This window comes from Falsiroseomonas sp. (genome assembly GCF_041690465.1).
Lineage (GTDB): Bacteria > Pseudomonadota > Alphaproteobacteria > Acetobacterales > Acetobacteraceae > Falsiroseomonas.
On record NZ_JAWLHG010000048.1, the window covers coordinates 1 to 16,742 of the forward strand.

General features: G+C 70.6%; 16 protein-coding genes and 1 pseudogene. 4 read left to right on the plus strand and 13 right to left on the minus strand.

Translation table 11 applies throughout. From position 1 onward, the window contains the following. Positions 1–188 precede the first annotated feature (188 nt). From ACESM1_RS26345 to ACESM1_RS26355, 3 genes and pseudogenes are all read right to left on the minus strand, one after another. Positions 189–431 (minus strand): hypothetical protein, encoded by a 243-nt coding sequence (locus tag ACESM1_RS26345; protein WP_372624206.1) that lies wholly within the window; start codon positions 429–431, stop codon positions 189–191. A gap of 9 nt (positions 432–440) precedes the next feature. Beyond that, positions 441–518, minus strand: a pseudogene (locus ACESM1_RS26350) (hypothetical protein); the annotation flags it as partial. A 73-nt stretch (positions 519–591) separates the two neighbouring features. Beyond that, positions 592–1,662 (minus strand): isocitrate/isopropylmalate dehydrogenase family protein, encoded by a 1,071-nt coding sequence (locus ACESM1_RS26355; RefSeq protein WP_372624207.1) that lies wholly within the window; start codon positions 1,660–1,662, stop codon positions 592–594. 126 nt (positions 1,663–1,788) lie between these two features. Here ACESM1_RS26355 and ACESM1_RS26360 point away from each other — a divergent pair, with 126 nt between their 5' ends. After that, positions 1,789–2,553, plus strand: a complete 765-nt coding sequence (locus tag ACESM1_RS26360; protein ID WP_372624208.1) for an MBL fold metallo-hydrolase — start codon at positions 1,789–1,791, stop codon at positions 2,551–2,553. A 133-nt stretch (positions 2,554–2,686) separates the two neighbouring features. Here ACESM1_RS26360 and ACESM1_RS26365 read toward each other — a convergent pair whose 3' ends face one another. From ACESM1_RS26365 to ACESM1_RS26390, 6 genes are all read right to left on the minus strand, one after another. Next, a complete protein-coding gene (locus tag ACESM1_RS26365; RefSeq protein WP_372624209.1) occupies positions 2,687–3,709 on the minus strand; it encodes an Ldh family oxidoreductase in 1,023 nt (340 codons plus the stop codon). Next, positions 3,706–4,809 carry a 4-oxalomesaconate tautomerase gene (locus ACESM1_RS26370; RefSeq protein ID WP_372624210.1) on the minus strand — a complete coding sequence of 368 codons (1,104 nt, stop codon included), beginning with the start codon at positions 4,807–4,809 and terminating at the stop codon, positions 3,706–3,708. The genes ACESM1_RS26365 and ACESM1_RS26370 overlap by 4 nt, the downstream gene beginning before the upstream one ends. A gap of 7 nt (positions 4,810–4,816) precedes the next feature. Beyond that, on the minus strand, positions 4,817–6,790 hold the full coding sequence (locus ACESM1_RS26375; RefSeq protein WP_372624211.1) for a tripartite tricarboxylate transporter permease: 1,974 nt from the start codon (positions 6,788–6,790) through the stop codon (positions 4,817–4,819). Positions 6,791–6,859: 69 nt separating this feature from the next. Next, positions 6,860–7,966: a Bug family tripartite tricarboxylate transporter substrate binding protein gene (locus tag ACESM1_RS26380; protein WP_372624212.1), complete on the minus strand. Its 1,107-nt coding sequence runs from the start codon at positions 7,964–7,966 to the stop codon at positions 6,860–6,862. 60 nt (positions 7,967–8,026) lie between these two features. Next, on the minus strand, positions 8,027–8,929 hold the full coding sequence (locus tag ACESM1_RS26385) for an alpha/beta fold hydrolase (protein WP_372624213.1): 903 nt from the start codon (positions 8,927–8,929) through the stop codon (positions 8,027–8,029). Between the two features lie 20 nt (positions 8,930–8,949). Next, positions 8,950–9,630 carry a GntR family transcriptional regulator gene (locus tag ACESM1_RS26390; RefSeq protein WP_372624214.1) on the minus strand — a complete coding sequence of 227 codons (681 nt, stop codon included), beginning with the start codon at positions 9,628–9,630 and terminating at the stop codon, positions 8,950–8,952. 97 nt (positions 9,631–9,727) lie between these two features. On the opposite strand from ACESM1_RS26390, the gene tcuA reads away from it, so the two are divergent. Together tcuA and tcuB are read left to right on the plus strand one after the other, a co-directional pair. After that, positions 9,728–11,125 carry an FAD-dependent tricarballylate dehydrogenase TcuA gene (gene tcuA, locus ACESM1_RS26395; protein WP_372624215.1) on the plus strand — a complete coding sequence of 466 codons (1,398 nt, stop codon included), beginning with the start codon at positions 9,728–9,730 and terminating at the stop codon, positions 11,123–11,125. Continuing rightward, positions 11,112–12,254, plus strand: coding sequence for a tricarballylate utilization 4Fe-4S protein TcuB (tcuB, locus tag ACESM1_RS26400; protein WP_372624216.1), 1,143 nt, complete (start codon positions 11,112–11,114; stop codon positions 12,252–12,254). Before tcuA ends, tcuB begins: the two co-directional genes overlap by 14 nt. A 133-nt stretch (positions 12,255–12,387) precedes the next feature. On the opposite strand, the gene ACESM1_RS26405 is transcribed toward tcuB, so the two are convergent. Next, complete coding sequence (locus ACESM1_RS26405) at positions 12,388–12,924, minus strand: GNAT family N-acetyltransferase (protein WP_372624217.1); 537 nt, start codon at positions 12,922–12,924, stop codon at positions 12,388–12,390. A gap of 138 nt (positions 12,925–13,062) precedes the next feature. Here ACESM1_RS26405 and ACESM1_RS26410 point away from each other — a divergent pair, with 138 nt between their 5' ends. Continuing rightward, positions 13,063–13,824, plus strand: coding sequence for a hypothetical protein (locus ACESM1_RS26410; RefSeq protein WP_372624218.1), 762 nt, complete (start codon positions 13,063–13,065; stop codon positions 13,822–13,824). A 1-nt stretch (position 13,825) separates the two neighbouring features. Here the strand turns inward: ACESM1_RS26410 and ACESM1_RS26415 are convergent, their stop codons facing one another. The 3 genes from ACESM1_RS26415 to ACESM1_RS26425 are packed head-to-tail and all read right to left on the minus strand — an operon-like array spanning position 13,826 to position 16,644. After that, the gene (locus ACESM1_RS26415; RefSeq protein ID WP_372624219.1) at positions 13,826–14,191 is read right to left on the minus strand and encodes a cupin domain-containing protein; all 366 of its coding nucleotides are present in this window, start codon (positions 14,189–14,191) and stop codon (positions 13,826–13,828) included. Positions 14,192–14,205: 14 nt separating this feature from the next. Continuing rightward, the gene (locus ACESM1_RS26420; RefSeq protein WP_372624220.1) at positions 14,206–15,495 is read right to left on the minus strand and encodes an adenylosuccinate synthase; all 1,290 of its coding nucleotides are present in this window, start codon (positions 15,493–15,495) and stop codon (positions 14,206–14,208) included. A 6-nt stretch (positions 15,496–15,501) separates the two neighbouring features. Continuing rightward, positions 15,502–16,644, minus strand: coding sequence for an ATP phosphoribosyltransferase regulatory subunit (locus ACESM1_RS26425; protein ID WP_372624221.1), 1,143 nt, complete (start codon positions 16,642–16,644; stop codon positions 15,502–15,504). Positions 16,645–16,742: the final 98 nt, after the last annotated feature.

The following is a 16,742-nucleotide window of genomic DNA, read 5'->3' on the forward strand; positions in this document are numbered from 1 at the left end:
TTTCGCCCGCTCCGGACAGGAGCCTTGCAAACGCGAATACTTCTGCCGGCCGGAAACCCCAGGAATTCCGCAGACTTCCGGGTTGTTCACGGCCGACTAGCTGCCGTTCATCAGCACCTCGAAATCCGCCACGCGGTCGCCGTTCACATCGGCTTGCAGCAGGGTGACGGTGGAGCCGTCGGCGCGGGTCAGGATCTCGCCGCGCAGCTGCCCGGCGAGGCCTGCGCTGAATTGCGCCGAGCCGATGAAGCCGAAGGCCAGGTTGCCGCTCGTGCCGGTGTTCGCATCGATGAGATGTCCTCGCCGCTGCCACCCGTCAGCAGGTCGCAGCCGCTGCCGCCATGCAGGACGTCGTTGCCTGAGCCGCCGAAGAGCTGGTCATGCCCGCTGCTCCCGGAGAGCCGGTCATTGCCGTCCCGGCCGTAGTGCACGTCGTCGCCGGCAAGGCCGGTCAGCGAGTCGTTGCCGGTGCCGCCCTCGATGAGGTCGCTCCGGGAATCGCCGACCAGCCCGTCAGGCCCGCCGCCGCCGGTAGCAGGAGAGGCCCGCCCGCCCCTGTTCCGTGCGGGCCAGGCCGTGCGGGCCGCGGCGTCAGGCGGTCAGCGCCCCGCAGAAGGCCTCGGCGAAGGCGCGGGTGCCGAGCCGGCCACCGAGATCGGCGGTGCGCCGCCCCGGGTCGGCGATCAGCTCATCCGCCACCTGCTCGATCGCGGCCGCGGCGCGGGCGAAGTTCTCCCGCCCCTCGGCGCGGCGCGCGTGCCAGTCCAGCAGCATCGCGGCCGAGAGGATCAGCGAGACCGGGTTCGCCTTGTCCTGTCCGGCTATGTCCGGCGCCGAGCCATGCTGCGCCTGCGCCATGCCATGCGTGTCGGAATGGTTGATCGAGCCGGCCAGGCCAAGGCTGCCGGACAGCTCAGACGCCTCGTCGGAGAGGATGTCGCCGTACATGTTGGTGGTCACGACGACGTCGTAGCGCTGCGCATCGCGCACCAGCAGCGCCGCCATGCTGTCCACCAGCTGCTCGTCATAGGCCACGTCCGGGAACTGCTCGGCCACCTTGCGCACCTCGCGCAGGAACAGGCCTTCGGTCACCTTCAGCACATTGTGCTTGTGCACCGCCGTCACCTTCCGCCGAGGGCGGCGCATCGCCAGTTCGAAGGCGGCGCGGGCGATCCGGCTCGAGCCTTCGGCGCTGATCTTGCGCACCGAGAGCGCCAGGTCCGGCGTCGGCATGAATTCGCCGATGCCGAGATGCATGTTGCGGTCGGCGTAGAAGCCTTCGGTGTTCTCGCGCACGATCACCAGGTCCATCGGCGTGCGGCCGTAGTGCGGGAGGCCGGGACGGGAGCGGCTGGGGCGGATGTTGGCGTAGAGGTCGAAGCGGATCCGCATCTCGCCCGAGACGTTGATGCCGCCCTTGTCACGCGGCGGATAGGCGTAGCTGTCCACCGGGCCGAGCACGATGCCATCGGCCGCGCGCGCCGCCTCGATCACCTGCTCCGGCAGGGTGGAGCCTTCGCGCGCCAGGCGGGCGAGGCCGATCTCATGCTCCTCGAAGGCAAGGCCGAGCGAGAACAGCGCATCGGCGCGGCGCAGCACCTGCATGGTGGCCGCGGTGATCTCCGGCCCGATCCCGTCGCCGGGCAGCACGACGAGGCGCATCACTGTTCCTTCCTTCTCGGCTCAGGCGCCGCACGCTGCCCCAGCCGGATGGCGGGCGCAACCAAGGCCCGGCGGCTTGCGGACGCGCGCGCGGCATGGCTGGCTGGCACGGCAAGGGAGGGGCCGATGAGCGACGCGTGGCAGGTGGACGTGCTGGTCCAGGGCTATCCGGGCAAGTCGAAGGAACAGGGCGGGCTGGGCTGGAGCACCATTGCGCTGGCGCGCGGCCATGGCCGCCGCGTGCTGCTCGACACCGGGCGGGTCGGCGTGCGCAAGACGCTGTTCGACCGCCTCGGCGCCTTCGGCGTGACGCAAGCCGAGGTCACGGACGTGCTGCTGACGCATCTGCACTACGACCATGCCGAGAACTGGCAGTGCTTCCCCAACGCGCTGATCCACGCGCCGGGCGCGGAGCTGGACTATGCGCTGCAGCAGCCGATCGGCGCCCCGCTCTGGCCCGACTTCGCGCTGCGCGCCCTGGCGGAAAGCTCGCGCCTGCGCCGCATCGCGGAGGGGCCGACCGGCCTGCCCGGCATCGGCTGCTTCGAGGCGCCGGGACATTCGCCGCACCACCTCGTCTTCGTGCTGGAGGGGTCGCCGGCGACGATCTTCTCGGCCGACGTCGCGAAGAACCGCGCAGAGCTGGCGACGGCGCGGGCGGATATGAGCATGGACCCCGCCGTGCATGCGCGCTCCATCGCGCGCCTGCTGGCGGAATGGCGCGCACGGCCGGGCGCGGTGCTGCTGGCCGGGCACGACCTGCCGATGGTGCTGGACGCGGACGGGCGCCCGCAGGCGCAGGGTACGCAGCGCAACGCGATCGACGCCTGGCTGGGCGCGACGCTGGAGGATGTCACGCATTTCAAGCTCATTGGCGGCATCGGTCATTAACCGATGCCGAGGCCGCGAATGCGGCCCGCCGCTGGTGCGGCGAGCCAAGGCCGCGGACGCGGCCGCCCGGCGACCGAGGGCACAGAACCTCATGCCATCGGTCAACGAAGTTGGCCGGTGGTATGAGCACGGCTCAGCCGGCGACCAGCGCCTCCAGCTTCGCCAGGTCGGATGCCGCCACGCGCACGCCCGCGCGCCGCGCGCGATGCATCGCCTGCATCTCCCGCTCGCCGGGCAGCATCACCGGGCGGGCGGGATCCGCGGCGGGCGTCCCATGGATGATGGCCGCGAAGTCCGCCATGCGACCCGTGAGGTCTAGGCCGAGCTTCGCCGTATCCAGTGCGACGAAGACATGGCCGAGATCCTGCGCGATGCCCGGCTCCTTGTCCCAGGCACGCACGCGCGTCAGGTAGGAGGCGCCGGAGAGCAGGCCGGCGAAGAGATCCACCATCACCGCCAGCCCGTAGCCCTTGTGGCCGCCGACCGGGAGCAGGAAGCCCTTCAGCGCCGCGGCGGCGTCGGTGGTCGGGTGCCCTTCGGCATCGGTCGCCCAGCCTTCCGGAATGGGCTCGCCGCGCGCCGCCTGCTCGCGGATCTTGGCGCGGGCGGCGACGGAGAGCGCCATGTCCAGGATGATCGGATCGCCGCCCGGATTCGGCACGCCGATGCCGAGCGGGTTGTTGCCCAGCCGCGTGTCCTTGCCGCCCCAGGGCGCGATGGTGGTGGTGGCGTTGCTTGCGATGATGGTCGCAAAGCCCTGCCCGGCCGCGATCAGCGCATAGGGCATGATCGGGCCGAAATGGTTGCTGCCGCGCGCGAAGGCGGCGCCGACGCCGGCCGCTCGCGCGCCCTCCAGCGCCGCCTCCAGCGCGCGCATGCCGACGAGCGGGCCGACGCCGTTGCGCCCGTCCACCATCGCCAGCGCGGGCGCAACGCGCTCCACCTGCACCTCGGCGCGCGCGTCGATGCCGCCGAGCCGCACGCGGTCCAGGTATTGCGGGATACGGCTGATGCCGTGGGTGCGCAGGCCGAACAGGTCGGCGAGCACCAGCACGCGGGCGGCGAGCGCCGCCTCCTCGCCGCGCATGCCGCCGCGTTCCAGTGCCCGTGTCGCGAGCGCGAGGAGGCGGTCCTCCGTGATGATGGCCTCGCTCACCTGCCGGCCCAGACGCGCGACGGGATGTAGACCTCGCCCTTCATGAGCAGGCGCGCGGTGCGCAGCGTGCCGCCGGCGAGGATGGTGGGCTTGCCCTCCGCATCCGTGCCGGTGGTGATGACGGCCTCCATCATGCCGGTCGGGTGTTCGATCACCACCGCCTCCCGCGCCGCATCGCTCACGCGGGCGATGCCGGCAGCAACCGTGTCCGGCAGCTTGCAGGCGGAGGCGATGCAGATGCCCCCCGTAACCGCCATCGCCTCGTGGCAGGCCAGCGGCGTGAAGTAGCGCGCCGCGACGGAGGCGCCCTCCCCCGCCGGCTCGGCGATCATGGCGAACTTGGGAATGACCCGGCCCTCCGCGTCGCCCATGCCCATCGCGAGGCTGGCGGCGCGGCGGATTTTCTCGATGCGCGCCATGAAATCCTTGTCGGCGTCGAGGTCCTTCGCGGTCTCCCGCGCCGTCTTGCCGAGGTCCTTCGCGCGCGCGATCACCACCGGCATGCAGACGTCGAGGCAGGTGACGTCCACGCCTTCGATGCGGTCGAGCGGGTTGCCGGTGGGCATCAGCCTACCGGTGGCGCCGCCCACCGCATCGGCGAAGTTCAGCAGCACCGGGGCGGCGGTGCCGGGCACGCCGGCGATGGCGGTTTCGCCATCATAGGTCACACGGCCGCCGGGGGTCTGGACCACCGCCTCGATCAGCGCGCCGGTGTTGACCGCGCGGATCATCACGCGCGTCTCGCCCTGCTCGGCGGGCACCAGCCCGCTCTCGATGGCGAAGGGTCCGACGCCGGCCAGCATGTTGCCGCAGGTCGGGCCCCAATCCACGAAGGCACGGTCCACGGCGGGCTGGGCAAAGAGGTAGTCCACCTGCTGCGCCTGGCCGGGCGCCGCGCGGGAGACGATGGCGACCTTGGTGGTCAGCGTCGTCGCTCCGCCGATGCCGTCGATCTGCCGCGCATCGGGCGAGCCGACCGCGGCGAGGATCACGCGCGCCATCGCCTCCCGATCCTCCGGCAGGTCGCTGCGCAGGAAGTACGGGCCGCGGCTGGTGCCGCCGCGCATGAAGGTGCAGGGGATGGCGGTCTGGAGTGTCATCGGAGCCTCAACGGAAGGGCCAGGGCAGGTCGAAATACGCCTGCAGGACGCCGCCCGGGAATACCAGCGTCAGCATGTGGGACATCACCAGCATCAGCGTGGCCGCCGCCGCCGTCAGCGCCAGCGTCAGCGGCCAGGAAGCCCGCGCGACGATGCGCAGGAAGGCGATGAAGAAGGCGATCAGCGCGGCAAAGAAGCCGATCAGCGCGACGACGCCGATGAAGCCGACGAACCAGGCCAGGTAGCGCCAGGGGCCGCCATCGGTCGCGTTTGCCTCGCTGTCGAAATTGGCGTTGCCTGCGGCGATCGGGCCGCGCGCCTGCTGCACCAGGATGATCAGCGTGGCGAGGCCGCCGACGATGCCGACGGCGACCGGGAAGATCCGCGCCAGGAAGGAGACCTGAAGCCCCTGCTGGAAGGTGAAGGCGAAGCCGCCGAGCAGCACCAGGCAGAACGCCATCTGCGGCCACAGCACCCTGGCATGCGCGACATCGGCCGGCCCCTCGGTCTCGATCTGCTTGCCCCCGCCGACGGGCCGGCGCAGCCCGGCCCAGAGCGAAACCACCGTGATCGCGCCGATCACCAGCACCAGCGGTCGCGTCAGGAAGTCCCAGCCGTAGAACTGCACCGCCTGATAGAGGTAGCGCTCGCCGCCCAGCGCCAGCACGAAGCCGATCAGGAAGGCGGGACGCGACCAGCCGAAGCGGCGCATGAAGATGCCGACCAGGCCCATCACCAGCAGCGCGACGAGGTCATAGAGGTCGCGCGTCGCCTGGAAGGCGGCGAAGCAGATCACCATGATCATGAAGGGCGCGATCAGCGGATAGCGCACCGCCGTCAGCCGCGCGATGCCGGGCGCGAGCGCGATGCACATCGCCGTGCCGATCACGTTGGCGATCGCGAGCGACCAGATGATCGTGTAGGTGGTGCCGAGGTTCTCCTTCGCCATGCCCGGCCCCGGCTGCAGGCCGAGCAGGATCATCGCGGCGAGGAAGATCGCCATGGATCCCGAACCCGGGATGCCGAACAGCAGCGTCGGCAGCAGCGCGCCGCCCTGCGTCGCGTTGTTGGCGCTCTCCGGTGCGATCACGCCGCGGATGTCGCCCTTGCCGAATTGCGACTTGTCCTTGGCTGTCTGCACCACGTGGCCATAGGCGATCCAGTCCACCACGCTGCCGCCGATGCCGGGGATGGCGCCGATCAGCGCGCCGATGCCGGAACAGCGGATGGTGAGCCAGAAGTTCTTCAGCGTGTCGCGCACGCCGGTGAACCAGCCGCGGCCGAGCGGCGCGCCCTGTGAGATGGAGCCGCCGCTGCGCAGCAGGTCCAGCACCTCGGGCAGCGCGAAGATGCCGAGCGCCACCGTCACCAGCGGAATGCCGTCGATCAGGTAGAGCGCGTTGAAATCCATCCGCGGCTCGCTCGTCGCCGGCGAGGCGCCGACGAGCCCGAAGGCCAGGCCGAGCGAGGCGGAGGCGACGCCCTTCAGGATGTTCGCGCCCGACAGCACGCCGACCATCGAAAGGCCGAACAGCGTCAGCATGAACAACTCGGCCGAGCCGAAGGAGAGGATGATGGGCGCGGCGATCAGCACCGAGAAGGTGAGGATCAGCGCGCCGAACAGCCCGCCGATCAGCGAGGCGGCGAAGGCTGCGGAAAGCGCCCGCGCCGCCTGGCCCTGGCGGGCAAGCGGGAAGCCATCCAGCACCGTCGCCTGCGAGGCGGAGGAACCGGGAATGCCCATCAGGATGGAGGTGAAGGTGTCGGCCGTCGGCACGATGGCGAGCAGGCCGATGAGCATGGCGAGCGCAGAGGTCTCGTCCATGCCGTAGAGGAAGGGGAGCAGCAGCGAGAGGCCGGCGATGCCGCCCACCCCCGGCAGAACGCCGATCACCAGGCCGAGGGCGACGCCCACGACCATGAAGCCCATATGCTGAACCGTGAGCAGGTTCGCGAGCGTCGCGAAGAGCAGGTCGATCATCGGCGTGGTGCCTTCGACAACGCGCGGCCGCGTCGCGGGGCCCTGGCGGGGCCCCGCGCGCAAGTCGGGTCAGAAGCGGACGTTGTGCGTGGTGGTCAGGTAGTTCCGCACCCAATCACGCGCCGCCGGCTGGATCGTGGTGGCGACCTCGTAGAGCCGGCCGATGCGGTCGCCGACGGCCTGGCGGTACTCGCCGAGGATGTCGCCCTTCGCCGCCTGCAGTTCCGGGTCGGCCACGGCATCGATCAGCGCCTTGCGGTAAACGGCGACGATGTTTGCGGGGGTGTTCGGCGGCAGCAGGGCCGGCTTCTGCGCGGCGAAGCCCGAGCCGAAGAAGGCCATGTAGGCGTCGAACTGCACGCCGGAGGGCTTCTGGCCGTTCACCATCTCGAACGCCTCGACGAAATGCGGCAGGTCCGGGAAGGTCGGGTCGCGCTCGACATTGCCCGCCTCGTCGAGCTGCCCCCAGGAGAACAGCGGCACCACGTCGCCCGACTGCACCATCGGCACCACCTGCGTGAGGTACGCGGCGGAGGTCTGGTAGTCGATGGTGATCTCGCCGCGCATCAGCGCCAGCCGAGCCTCGCCGCGGCCGCGCATGCCGAAGACGAAGCGGACATTCAGGCCGAGCAGCAGGAAGGCCAGCATCGGCACCAGGTCGAGCGAGGTCGCGCCCTGGCTGCCATAGATCAGCTCCCGGTCGCGCAGCTTGGCGATGTCCCGCGCGCCGGTAATGCCGAGGCTCTTCGGCACGTAGACCACGCCGCCGGTCGGCGAGACCAGGAAGGGGATCATCTTGGTGTAGTCGTAGCGCACGCGCGGGTCGCCCAGGAGGTAGGGGAACTGCGTCGAGCCGGAGGTGCCGATGAAGGAGAGCCCGTCCGGCCGCGCCCGCTGGAAGAAGGAGTTGGTGCCGGTGATGGAGCCGCCGCCGGGCACGTTGCGCACGATCACGTTCGGCCGGCCCGGGAGGTGCTTGCTGATGTAGGGCGCCATGAAGCGCGCCCAGACATCGCTGCCGCCGGCCTCGGCGAAGGGAATGACGTATTCGATGGTGCGGCCGGCGAAGTCCTGCGCCTGTGCCGCGCCGGGCAGCAAGGCACCGCCGCCCAGCGCCGCGGCACCCTGAAGCAGGCCGCGGCGGCCGAGCCGCCCGGCATTGTCGAAGCTGTTCATGCGTGATCCTCCCGTCGAAAGTCCGGTGAAGCGTCGCATGGCGCGGGCGCCGCTGTCATGTCAAGCGTGCTGCGAGCCGAAGAAACGAAGGAACCAGTCCAGCACCGCCTCCGGCGCGTGTTCCGGCACGTAGTGGCCGCAGGCCAGCCGCTCGCCACGGATGTCCGTTGCGTAATCCCGCCACGCGGCGGTGACGTCGTCGAACACCTCGCCGGTGTGGCTGCGGCCGCCGAACAGCACCAGTGCGGGGCATTCGACCTTCCGGCCGGCGGCGAAATCCGCCTCGTCCATCGCCCGGTCCAGCGTGGCCGCCGCCCGGTAGTCGGCGCAGGAAGCGCGGATGGTCTTGGAGGTGAAGCAGCGGACATACTCGTCGAAGGCGCGCGGGTCGAAGATGCCGATGCCCATGCCCTTCTTGCCGATCTTGCGTTCCATGTACCAGCGCGCCGGAACGCTCTCCATCATCACCTCCGGCAGGTCGCCCTCCTGCGGCATGAAGACCCAGTGCCAGGACTTCATGGCCCATTCGGCGGTGGCGTTCCGCCAGACATGCAGCGTCGGCAGGATGTCGAGCAGCGCCACGCGCAGCACGCGGTCGGGGTGGTCCAGCACCATGCGATGCGCCGTCCGCGCGCCGCGGTCGTGGCCGGCGACGAAGAAGGCCTCGTGACCGAGCGCCTGCATCACCTCCACCTGGTCCTGCGCCATGGCACGGAAGGTGTAGTTGGCGGTGACGGCGGGGTCCGGGCCGACGCTGTCGCCATAACCGCGCAGGTCGGCGGCGACGACGTGGAAGTGTTCCGCCAGGCGCGGCGCGATCCGATGCCACGCCACGTGCGTCTGCGGGTTGCCGTGCAGCAGCAGCAGCGGCGGCCCCTTGCCGCCATGGCGCAGCGCAATGCGCGCGCCGCCGGAGGTTGCGATCTCCGACCGGATGAAGCCTGGGAACAGCGCGTCGGTCATGGCGGAACTCCGCGAAGGGCTCAGGGTCCGCCGGGGGCGGCTACAGGCAGCCCCACGGTGCGGACCAGCCAGGCCAGGCGATGGCGCTGCGCCGCCCGGGAATGCGCGCGCGCCGCCGCCTCCGCCGCGTCGCCGTCGCGGCGGCGCAGCGCGTCGAGCAGCACGCGATGCTCGGCATGCGCCTGCTCCGCCCGGCCGCCCAGCGTCAGCAGCGTCGGCAAGAGCGCGATGGTCGCCGAGATCTGGCCGAGACTCTTGAGAAGATACCGGTTGTGCGCAGCGAGGTAGAGCAGGCCGTGCAACCTCTGGTTGAGTTCCGACAGTGCATGCGTATCGGCGAAAGCCATGGGCTCCGCCTCGACCAACTCGGCCATCGCGCCGATCTCGGTATCCGTGGCGTGCTGGGCGGCCAGGCGCGCGGCCGCCCCCTCCAGGATCTCGCGCATCACGTAGAGCTCGATGACCTGCCCATGGTCCGGGCGCGTGACGGAAAGGCCGCGGCGCGGCTCGTGGGTGAGCAGCCCCTCCGACTCCAGCCGCGCGATCGCCTGCCGCACCGGCGTGCGGGACACGCCGAAGCGGCCGGCGAGGTCGGTTTCGGTCAGGCGCAGGCCCGGCGACAGGGCGCCTTCCCGGATGGCGCCGCGGATCCGCTCATAGGCTTCCTGGCCAAGATCGCGTGGCGAGGGGGGGAGGTCCATGCCGCTCCTCTACCGCGAAGCCGCTCCCGGATGGAAGAGTCATCTGGACATCACTGGATACGGGTGGATACAAGAGGCTGCGAAAACCGGGGACCCCATGCCCGACTTCAGCCAGACCTACGACGTGCTCATCGCCGGCGGCGGCAATGCCGCGCTCTGCGCCGCCATCAGCGCCCGCCGGGCCGGCGCCTCCGTGATCCTGGCGGAACATTCTCCCCGCAGCATGCGCGGCGGCAATTCGCGCCATACGCGCAATCTCCGCGCGCTGCATCCGGCACCGACCGAGGTGCTGACCGACAGCTACCTCGAAGAGGAATACTGGGACGATCTGCTGCGCGTCACCGGCGGCCGCACCAACGAGGAGCTGGCGCGCATGTGCATCCGCGCCAGCCAGCACGCGCCGGCGTTCCTCGCCTCCTGCGGCGTGACCTTCCAGCCCTCGCTGTCCGGCACCCTGTCGCTCTCGCGCACCAACGCCTTCTTCCTCGGCGGCGGCAAGGCGCTGCTCAATGCGCTGTACCGCACCGCGGGGCAACTCGGCATCGTCGTGCTGTACGATACCGAGGTGCAGCACATCGAGGTGCAGGAGGGCTTCGCGACCGAGGCCATCGTCTCGCATGCCGGCTTTCCGGAGCGCATCCGCTTCAAGGCCTTCATCGCGGCGTCCGGCGGCTTCCAGGCCAATCGCGAATGGCTGCGCAAATACTGGGGCGACGCCGCCGACAATTTCCAGATTCGCGGCACGCCCTATGCGCAGGGGCGCGTGCTGCGCGACCTGCTCGACCAGGGCGCGCATGAGGTCGGCGATCCCACCCAGTTCCACGCGGTGGCCAACGACGCGCGCGCCCCGATGGAGGATGGCGGGCTGGCCATGCGGCTGGACTGCGTGCCCTTCGCGATCGTCGTGAACCGCGACGTCGAGCGCTTCTACGACGAGGGCGAGGATGTCTGGCCGAAGCGCTACGCCATCTGGGGCCGCCTGATCGCGCAGCAGCCCGGCCAGTGCGCCTTCGCTGTCACCGACAGCCAGGCGGAGCTGAATTACCTTCCGTCCGTCTTCCCGCCCTACAAGGCGAACAGCATCGCCGAACTGGCCGGCATGGCGGGATTGGATGCCGGCAAGCTTGAGCGCGTGGTCGCCGAGTACAACGCCGCCGTTCGCCCCGGCACCTTCAAGCCAATGGTGCCGGACGATTGCCGCACCGAGGGCCTGACGCCACCCAAGAGCCACTGGGCGCGGCGCATCGAGAAGCCGCCCTTCATCCTGCACCCGCTGCGGTCCGGCATCACCTTCACCTTCCTCGGGCTGAAGGTGAACGACCGTGCGCGCGTGCTGATGGCGGACGGCAAGCCATCGGGCAACATGTTCGCATCCGGCGAGATCATGTCCGGCAACATCCTCGGCCAGGGTTACCTCGCCGGATTCGGGATGACGCTCGGCACCGTGTTCGGCCGCATCGCCGGCGAGGAGGCCGCGCGCCATGTCCGCAATTGACGTGCTGATCCGCGAGGCGATCGTGCCGCCCGCACCGGAATCCGAAGCGGTCGCCGAGGCGCGGCGCAATATCGCCGTCTGCAATGCCTGCCGCTATTGCGAGAGCTATTGCGCGGTGTTCCCCGCCATGGCGGCGCGGCGCGAGTTCAGCGAGGGCGACCTGACGCACCTTGCCAATCTCTGCCATGGCTGCAAGGGCTGCTATCACGCCTGCCAGTACGCCCCGCCGCACGCCTTCGGCATCAACCTGCCCAAGACCTTCGCGGAGATCCGGCAGGAGAGCTACGCGCGCTACGCCTGGCCGGCGCCGATGGGCCGCCTGTTCGAGCGCAACGGCACCGTGGTGGTTCTACTGGCGGCATTGCTCGTCACCCTGGCGCTGATCGCCACCGTCGCGATCAAGGATCCGGCGGTGCTGTGGACCTCGCAGACCGGCACCGGCGCCTTCTTCCGCATCATCCCGCTCTGGCTGATCAACCTCCTGGCCGGCGGCACCTTCGCCTTCGCGATCGTCGCGATGACCATGGGCGGTATCCGCTACTGGCGCGGCACGGCAAGCGGCGCCGGCGGGAGAGCGCCGCCCGAGGCCGTCAGGGATGCGGCGGTGGACATCGTGACGCTGCGCAACCTCGGCGGCGGCGGGCATGGCTGCAACGACGTGGACGAGAGCTTCTCCCAGTCCAAGCGCTGGCTGCATCAGGCGATGTTCCTGGGCTTCATGCTGTGCTTCGCGGCGACCACGACGGGCTCGATCTACCACCACCTGCTCGGCTGGTACTCGCCGCACGCCTTCCTCAGCCTGCCGGTGCAACTCGGCACCTGGGGCGGCGTGCTGCTCTGCATCGGCACGGCGGGGCTGATCTGGCTGAAGACGATCACCGATCCGGTGCCGGTCGCCCGCCGGCTGGTCGGCGGCGAATACGCCATGCTGGCGCTGCTGTTCCTGATCGGCGCCACCGGCCTGCTGCTGCTGGCGGTCCGCCACACCGGTGCGATGGGCCTGATGCTCGCCCTGCATTTCGGCCTGGTGCTCGCGCTGTTCGTCGCCCTGCCCTACAGCAAGATGGTGCACGGCGTTTATCGCGGCCTGGCGCTGCTGCGTAACGCGAAGGAAAAGCGGGCGGCGTAATCCCCCACCCGACGATTTCGCCCGGAGGCGTGGGGCGGAGAACGGACCTACAGTGTCCGCTGCGCCGGCGCCGTCAGGGAGGCGTCGGCGTGGAACTCGGCGGTCGCGGGGTGGGGGCGTCCGCCACAGCCGCTCAGCGAACGGGCGGCGTCGTCGCCCCATCGCCAAGCGGCCGGGTCATCAGCACGCTGTCCACCCAGCGATCGAACTTCCAGCCCACCGCAGGCAGCGTGCCCACCATCGAGAAGCCGCAGGCGCGGTGCAGCCCGATCGAGGGCGAGTTGGCGCTGTCGCCGATCACCGCAACCATCAGCCGCAGCCCCTGCGCCTCGCAGCGGGCGATCAGCGCCTCGAGCAGCGCACGGCCGATGCCGCCGCGGCCGGCATCCTTGTCCACATAGACCGAGTTCTCGCAGGCGAAGCGGTAGGCCGGCCTTGGCCGCCAGGCCGAGGCATAGGCATAGCCCATCACCCGCCCGCCCTCGCCTTCCGCGACGATATGGGGAAACCCCGCGGCCAGGATCGCCGCGCGCCGCTTCGCCATCTCCGCCGCATCGGGCGGCTCCAGCTCGAAGCTCGCCAGGCCGGTGGCGACCCAGTGTCCGTAGATGGCCGCGAGGGCCGGGATGTCATCCGCGCGGCTGTCGCGCAGGGTCAGGGCGGTCGGCATGTCATCGTCCGGGGGCGGAGCCCCCTGCATATCACCGCCCGCCGCGGGCGGGGAGCCGCCCGCAAACCCCTATGCCGGCAAATTTCGTTTCGTTATGCTGACGAGATCCATGCCAGGCGCCGGAGGCCAGGGCCGCCCATGTTCACCGTGAAGCTGCTGCGTACCAAGCAACTGGAGCAGGGCGACATCCTGCTCAAATACATCCCCGAGAGCGGCCTCATCAGCAGGGCGATCGGGCTCGGCCAGAAGTTCGAAGGCACCATCAGGGGTCACGGCCTGAAGCAGTTCGAGGCGAAATACGGTCTCGATCCCACCCGCTTCTCGCACGCTGCCCTCTGCATGGGCGATGGCGAGATCCTGGAGTTCGACGAAGGCTCGGGCGTGCTCGACATCGCGCTGTTCAAGCCGGGCGCGGGGGTGGTCAACAGCTCGACCGCCGATCCCGCGCGCTTCGGCAACAGCTACCTGGTCATGCGCTGCCGCGACCGGGAGCTGGCGCGCCGCGCCTGGCGCAAGGCGCTCTCGGTGAAGTCCTTCTCGGACGCCTCGCGCACCGCCTCATACGGGCTGCGCACCCTCGCGATCCGCACCCTGTTCGGCTACAAGGGCCCGTCGATGAGCGACGAGTTCATCCGCGGCGAGCTCTCCAAGCTCAAGGGCGAGCAGATGGAGTGGGGCATGCTGCACAGCGCCAACTTCTTCTGCTCGCACTTCGTCACCTTCGTCTATCTGTGGGCCGCCCATGACATGGCGAAGATCCACAAGCTCGGCGACGGATGCAACTGGCTGTTCGGCATCGACCAGGCGCGCATCTCGCCCTGCGAGCTCTGCATGCGCCTGTTCAAGGAAGGCGCGGCCAGCTTCGAGGTCGCTGGCGGCTTCGCGCCTTCGCTGGGCTAGATCAGCCGAAGCCCTTTCCAGCCTTCCTGTATGCCTCGCGCGGGGGTGCGAAGATGTCGAGCACGCGGCAGCCCTGCGGGCCGGCGCGCATGGTGTGCGGCACGCCGCCCGGGGTGCGCCAGAAATCGCCCTTCTTCACCTCGATCTCCTCGCCGCCCTGGATGCGGATGGCAGTGCCGTCCAGCAGCACGCCCCACTGCTCCTCCGGGTGGTCGTGCATGGTGCCCATCGCATTGGGCGCGATCGTGACGACAGAGAGCATCGCATGCTCGCCGGGGAAGATGCGCGTGCTGACGCCGGGCGCGAGCTCGCGCGCCAGGCCCTGGGTGACGTCGTCGAAGTTGTGGAACTCGTCGCGCTGGCTCATGCCGGTATCCTCTCTCATCCCGCGAAGGGATCGCGCAGCACGATGGTGTCGTCGCGCTCCGGGCTGGTGGAAAGCAGCACCACCGGCGCCTCCACCAGCTCCTCGATGCGGCGGACGTATTTGACCGCCTCGGCCGGCAGTTCGGCGTAGCTGCGGGCGCCGCGGGTGGAGCCGGGCCAGCCGGGGATGTCCTCATAGACCGGCTCGGCCTTCGCCTGCAGCGCGACCGAGGCGGGCAGGCGCCGCACCACCTCACCCGCGATCCGGTAGCCGGTGCAGAGGCGCAGCGTGGGCAGGCCGTCGAGCACGTCGAGCTTGGTCAGCACCAGCCCGTCCACGCCGCCAACCTTCACCGCCTGGCGCACCATCGCCGCGTCGAACCAGCCGCAGCGCCGCGGGCGGCCGGTGACGGTGCCGAACTCATGCCCGCGCTCGCCGAGCAGCCGGCCGGTATCGTCATGCAGCTCGGTCGGGAAGGGCCCGCTGCCGACGCGCGTGGTGTAGGCCTTGGCGATGCCCAGCACATAGCCGATGCGCTGCGGCCCGACACCCGAGCCCGCCGCCGCATTGCCCGCCACCGTGCTGGATGAGGTCACATAGGGGTAGGTGCCGTGGTCCACATCCAGCATCACCGCCTGCGCGCCCTCGAACAGCACGCGCTTGCCTTCGTGATGCGCGGCATCGAGCCGTTCCCAGACCGGCTCGGCGAAGGGCAGCAGCTTCGGGGCGAGTTCCAGCAACCGGTCGAGCAGCGCCTGCTTCTCGAAGGTGGGGGCACCGAGACCCTTCAGCAGCGTGTTGTGATGCAGCAGCAGTTCGTCGAGCTTGGCCGACAGCACTTCCGGCTCCGCCAGGTCGCAGAGGCGGATGGCGCGGCGCGCCACCTTGTCCTCATAGGCCGGGCCGATGCCGCGGCCCGTGGTGCCGATCTTCGCCTCGCCGCGCGCCGCTTCGCGCGCCTTGTCCAGCGCCGGGTGCAGCGGCAGGATCAGCGGCACGTTCTCGGCAATGCGGAGATTCTCCGGCGTGACCTTGAGGCCCTGCGCGGCGACCTTCGCGATCTCCGTCAGCAGGTGCTCCGGGTCGAGCACCACGCCGTTGCCGATCACGCCGAGCTTGCCGCGCACCACGCCGGACGGCAGCAGCGAGAGCTTGTAGGTCTGGTTGCCGACCACCAGCGTATGGCCCGCATTGTGGCCGCCCTGGAAGCGCACCACGATATCGGCGCGGCTGGCGAGCCAGTCCACCACCTTGCCCTTGCCCTCGTCACCCCATTGGGCGCCGATAACGGCGACATTGGCCATGGCGGGTTACTCCCTGATCGGCCGCAGCGTGCCAGCCGCGTCCAGCTTGTGCGTGCAGCGCAGGCTTTCGGGCGTGTCCGAGGCCGAAAGCTGCGCGACGGTGACGATGCCCTGCGCCCGCAGCGCGCGCGCCGCATCGGCGGAGGCGCCGAGCGGGATGAAGGCGCGCGGCCGCGGCGGCGCCGGCGCGACGCCGCGCAGCAGCGCATCCGGATAGAGCGTCATGCCCGTCGCCGGCTCCTCGCCCGAGAGATAGCGGCCGCCGCGGGCGATCTCGCCGGTCGCACCCGGGCCGAACACGGTGAAGGCGACGCCGGTGTGATAGCGGAAGCCGCGGAACTCCACCGGGTCGAGGGTGATGCGCAGATCCGGCGCGCGTGCGCGCAGTGCGGCGATCACCGCCGCCGCATTGTCGGCGATGGCACGCGCGGCCGCCGGCAGCGCGGCATCCTCGAGCGCGGCGAGCGCGCCTTCGGCGGGGCCGGCAGCGGCGAGCAGGCCGGGCAGCACATGCGCCGCGGCACCGGCTTCGCGCGCCAACGCCTGCACCGCGGCGGCATCCTTGCGGTCCAGCGCGCGGGCGAGCCTCCGGCGCGCCTCGCCCTCCACCCCGGCGGCGTCCAGCAGCGCGGGCGAGAGGCGCGGCAGGGTGATGTCGAGCGTGGGATCAGTGATGCCGATCGCCGCCAGCGCCTCGGCGGCGACGGCGGCGACCTCGGCATCTGCTTCCGGCAGGTCAGGGCCGATCAGCTCGATGCCGGCCTGCGGCAATTGCCGCGCGGGAGCCAGCTGGGTGCCGCGCACCCGAAGGACCTGGCCGGCATAGGAGAGCCGCAGCGGGCGCGGCGTGCGGCCGAGCCGCGTCGCGGCGATCCGCGCGACCTGCGGCGTGGTGTCGGCGCGCAGCCCCATCATGCGCTGGCTGACCGGGTCCATCAGCCGGAAGGTCTGCTCCGCCAGCGCGGCGCCGGAGCCGGCGAAGAGGCTGTCCTCGAATTCCAGCAGCGGCGGCTTCACGCGTTCGTAGCCATGGCGGGCGAAGACCTCGACCATGGCCTCGACAAGCGCCGCCTCCCGCTCCGCCTCGGGCGGCAGCAGGTCGGCAAGGCCCGCGGGAAGCAGGGCCGGGCTGGGCGGGTCGTCGGTCATCGCGGCCGGGAGGGATGCCAGCCGCGCGGTCCGGCTGCAACCCGGGCGGCGCGCAGGGGCGACCTGCGCTGCCGCGGCCCTCGCTTGATCCTGAGCAA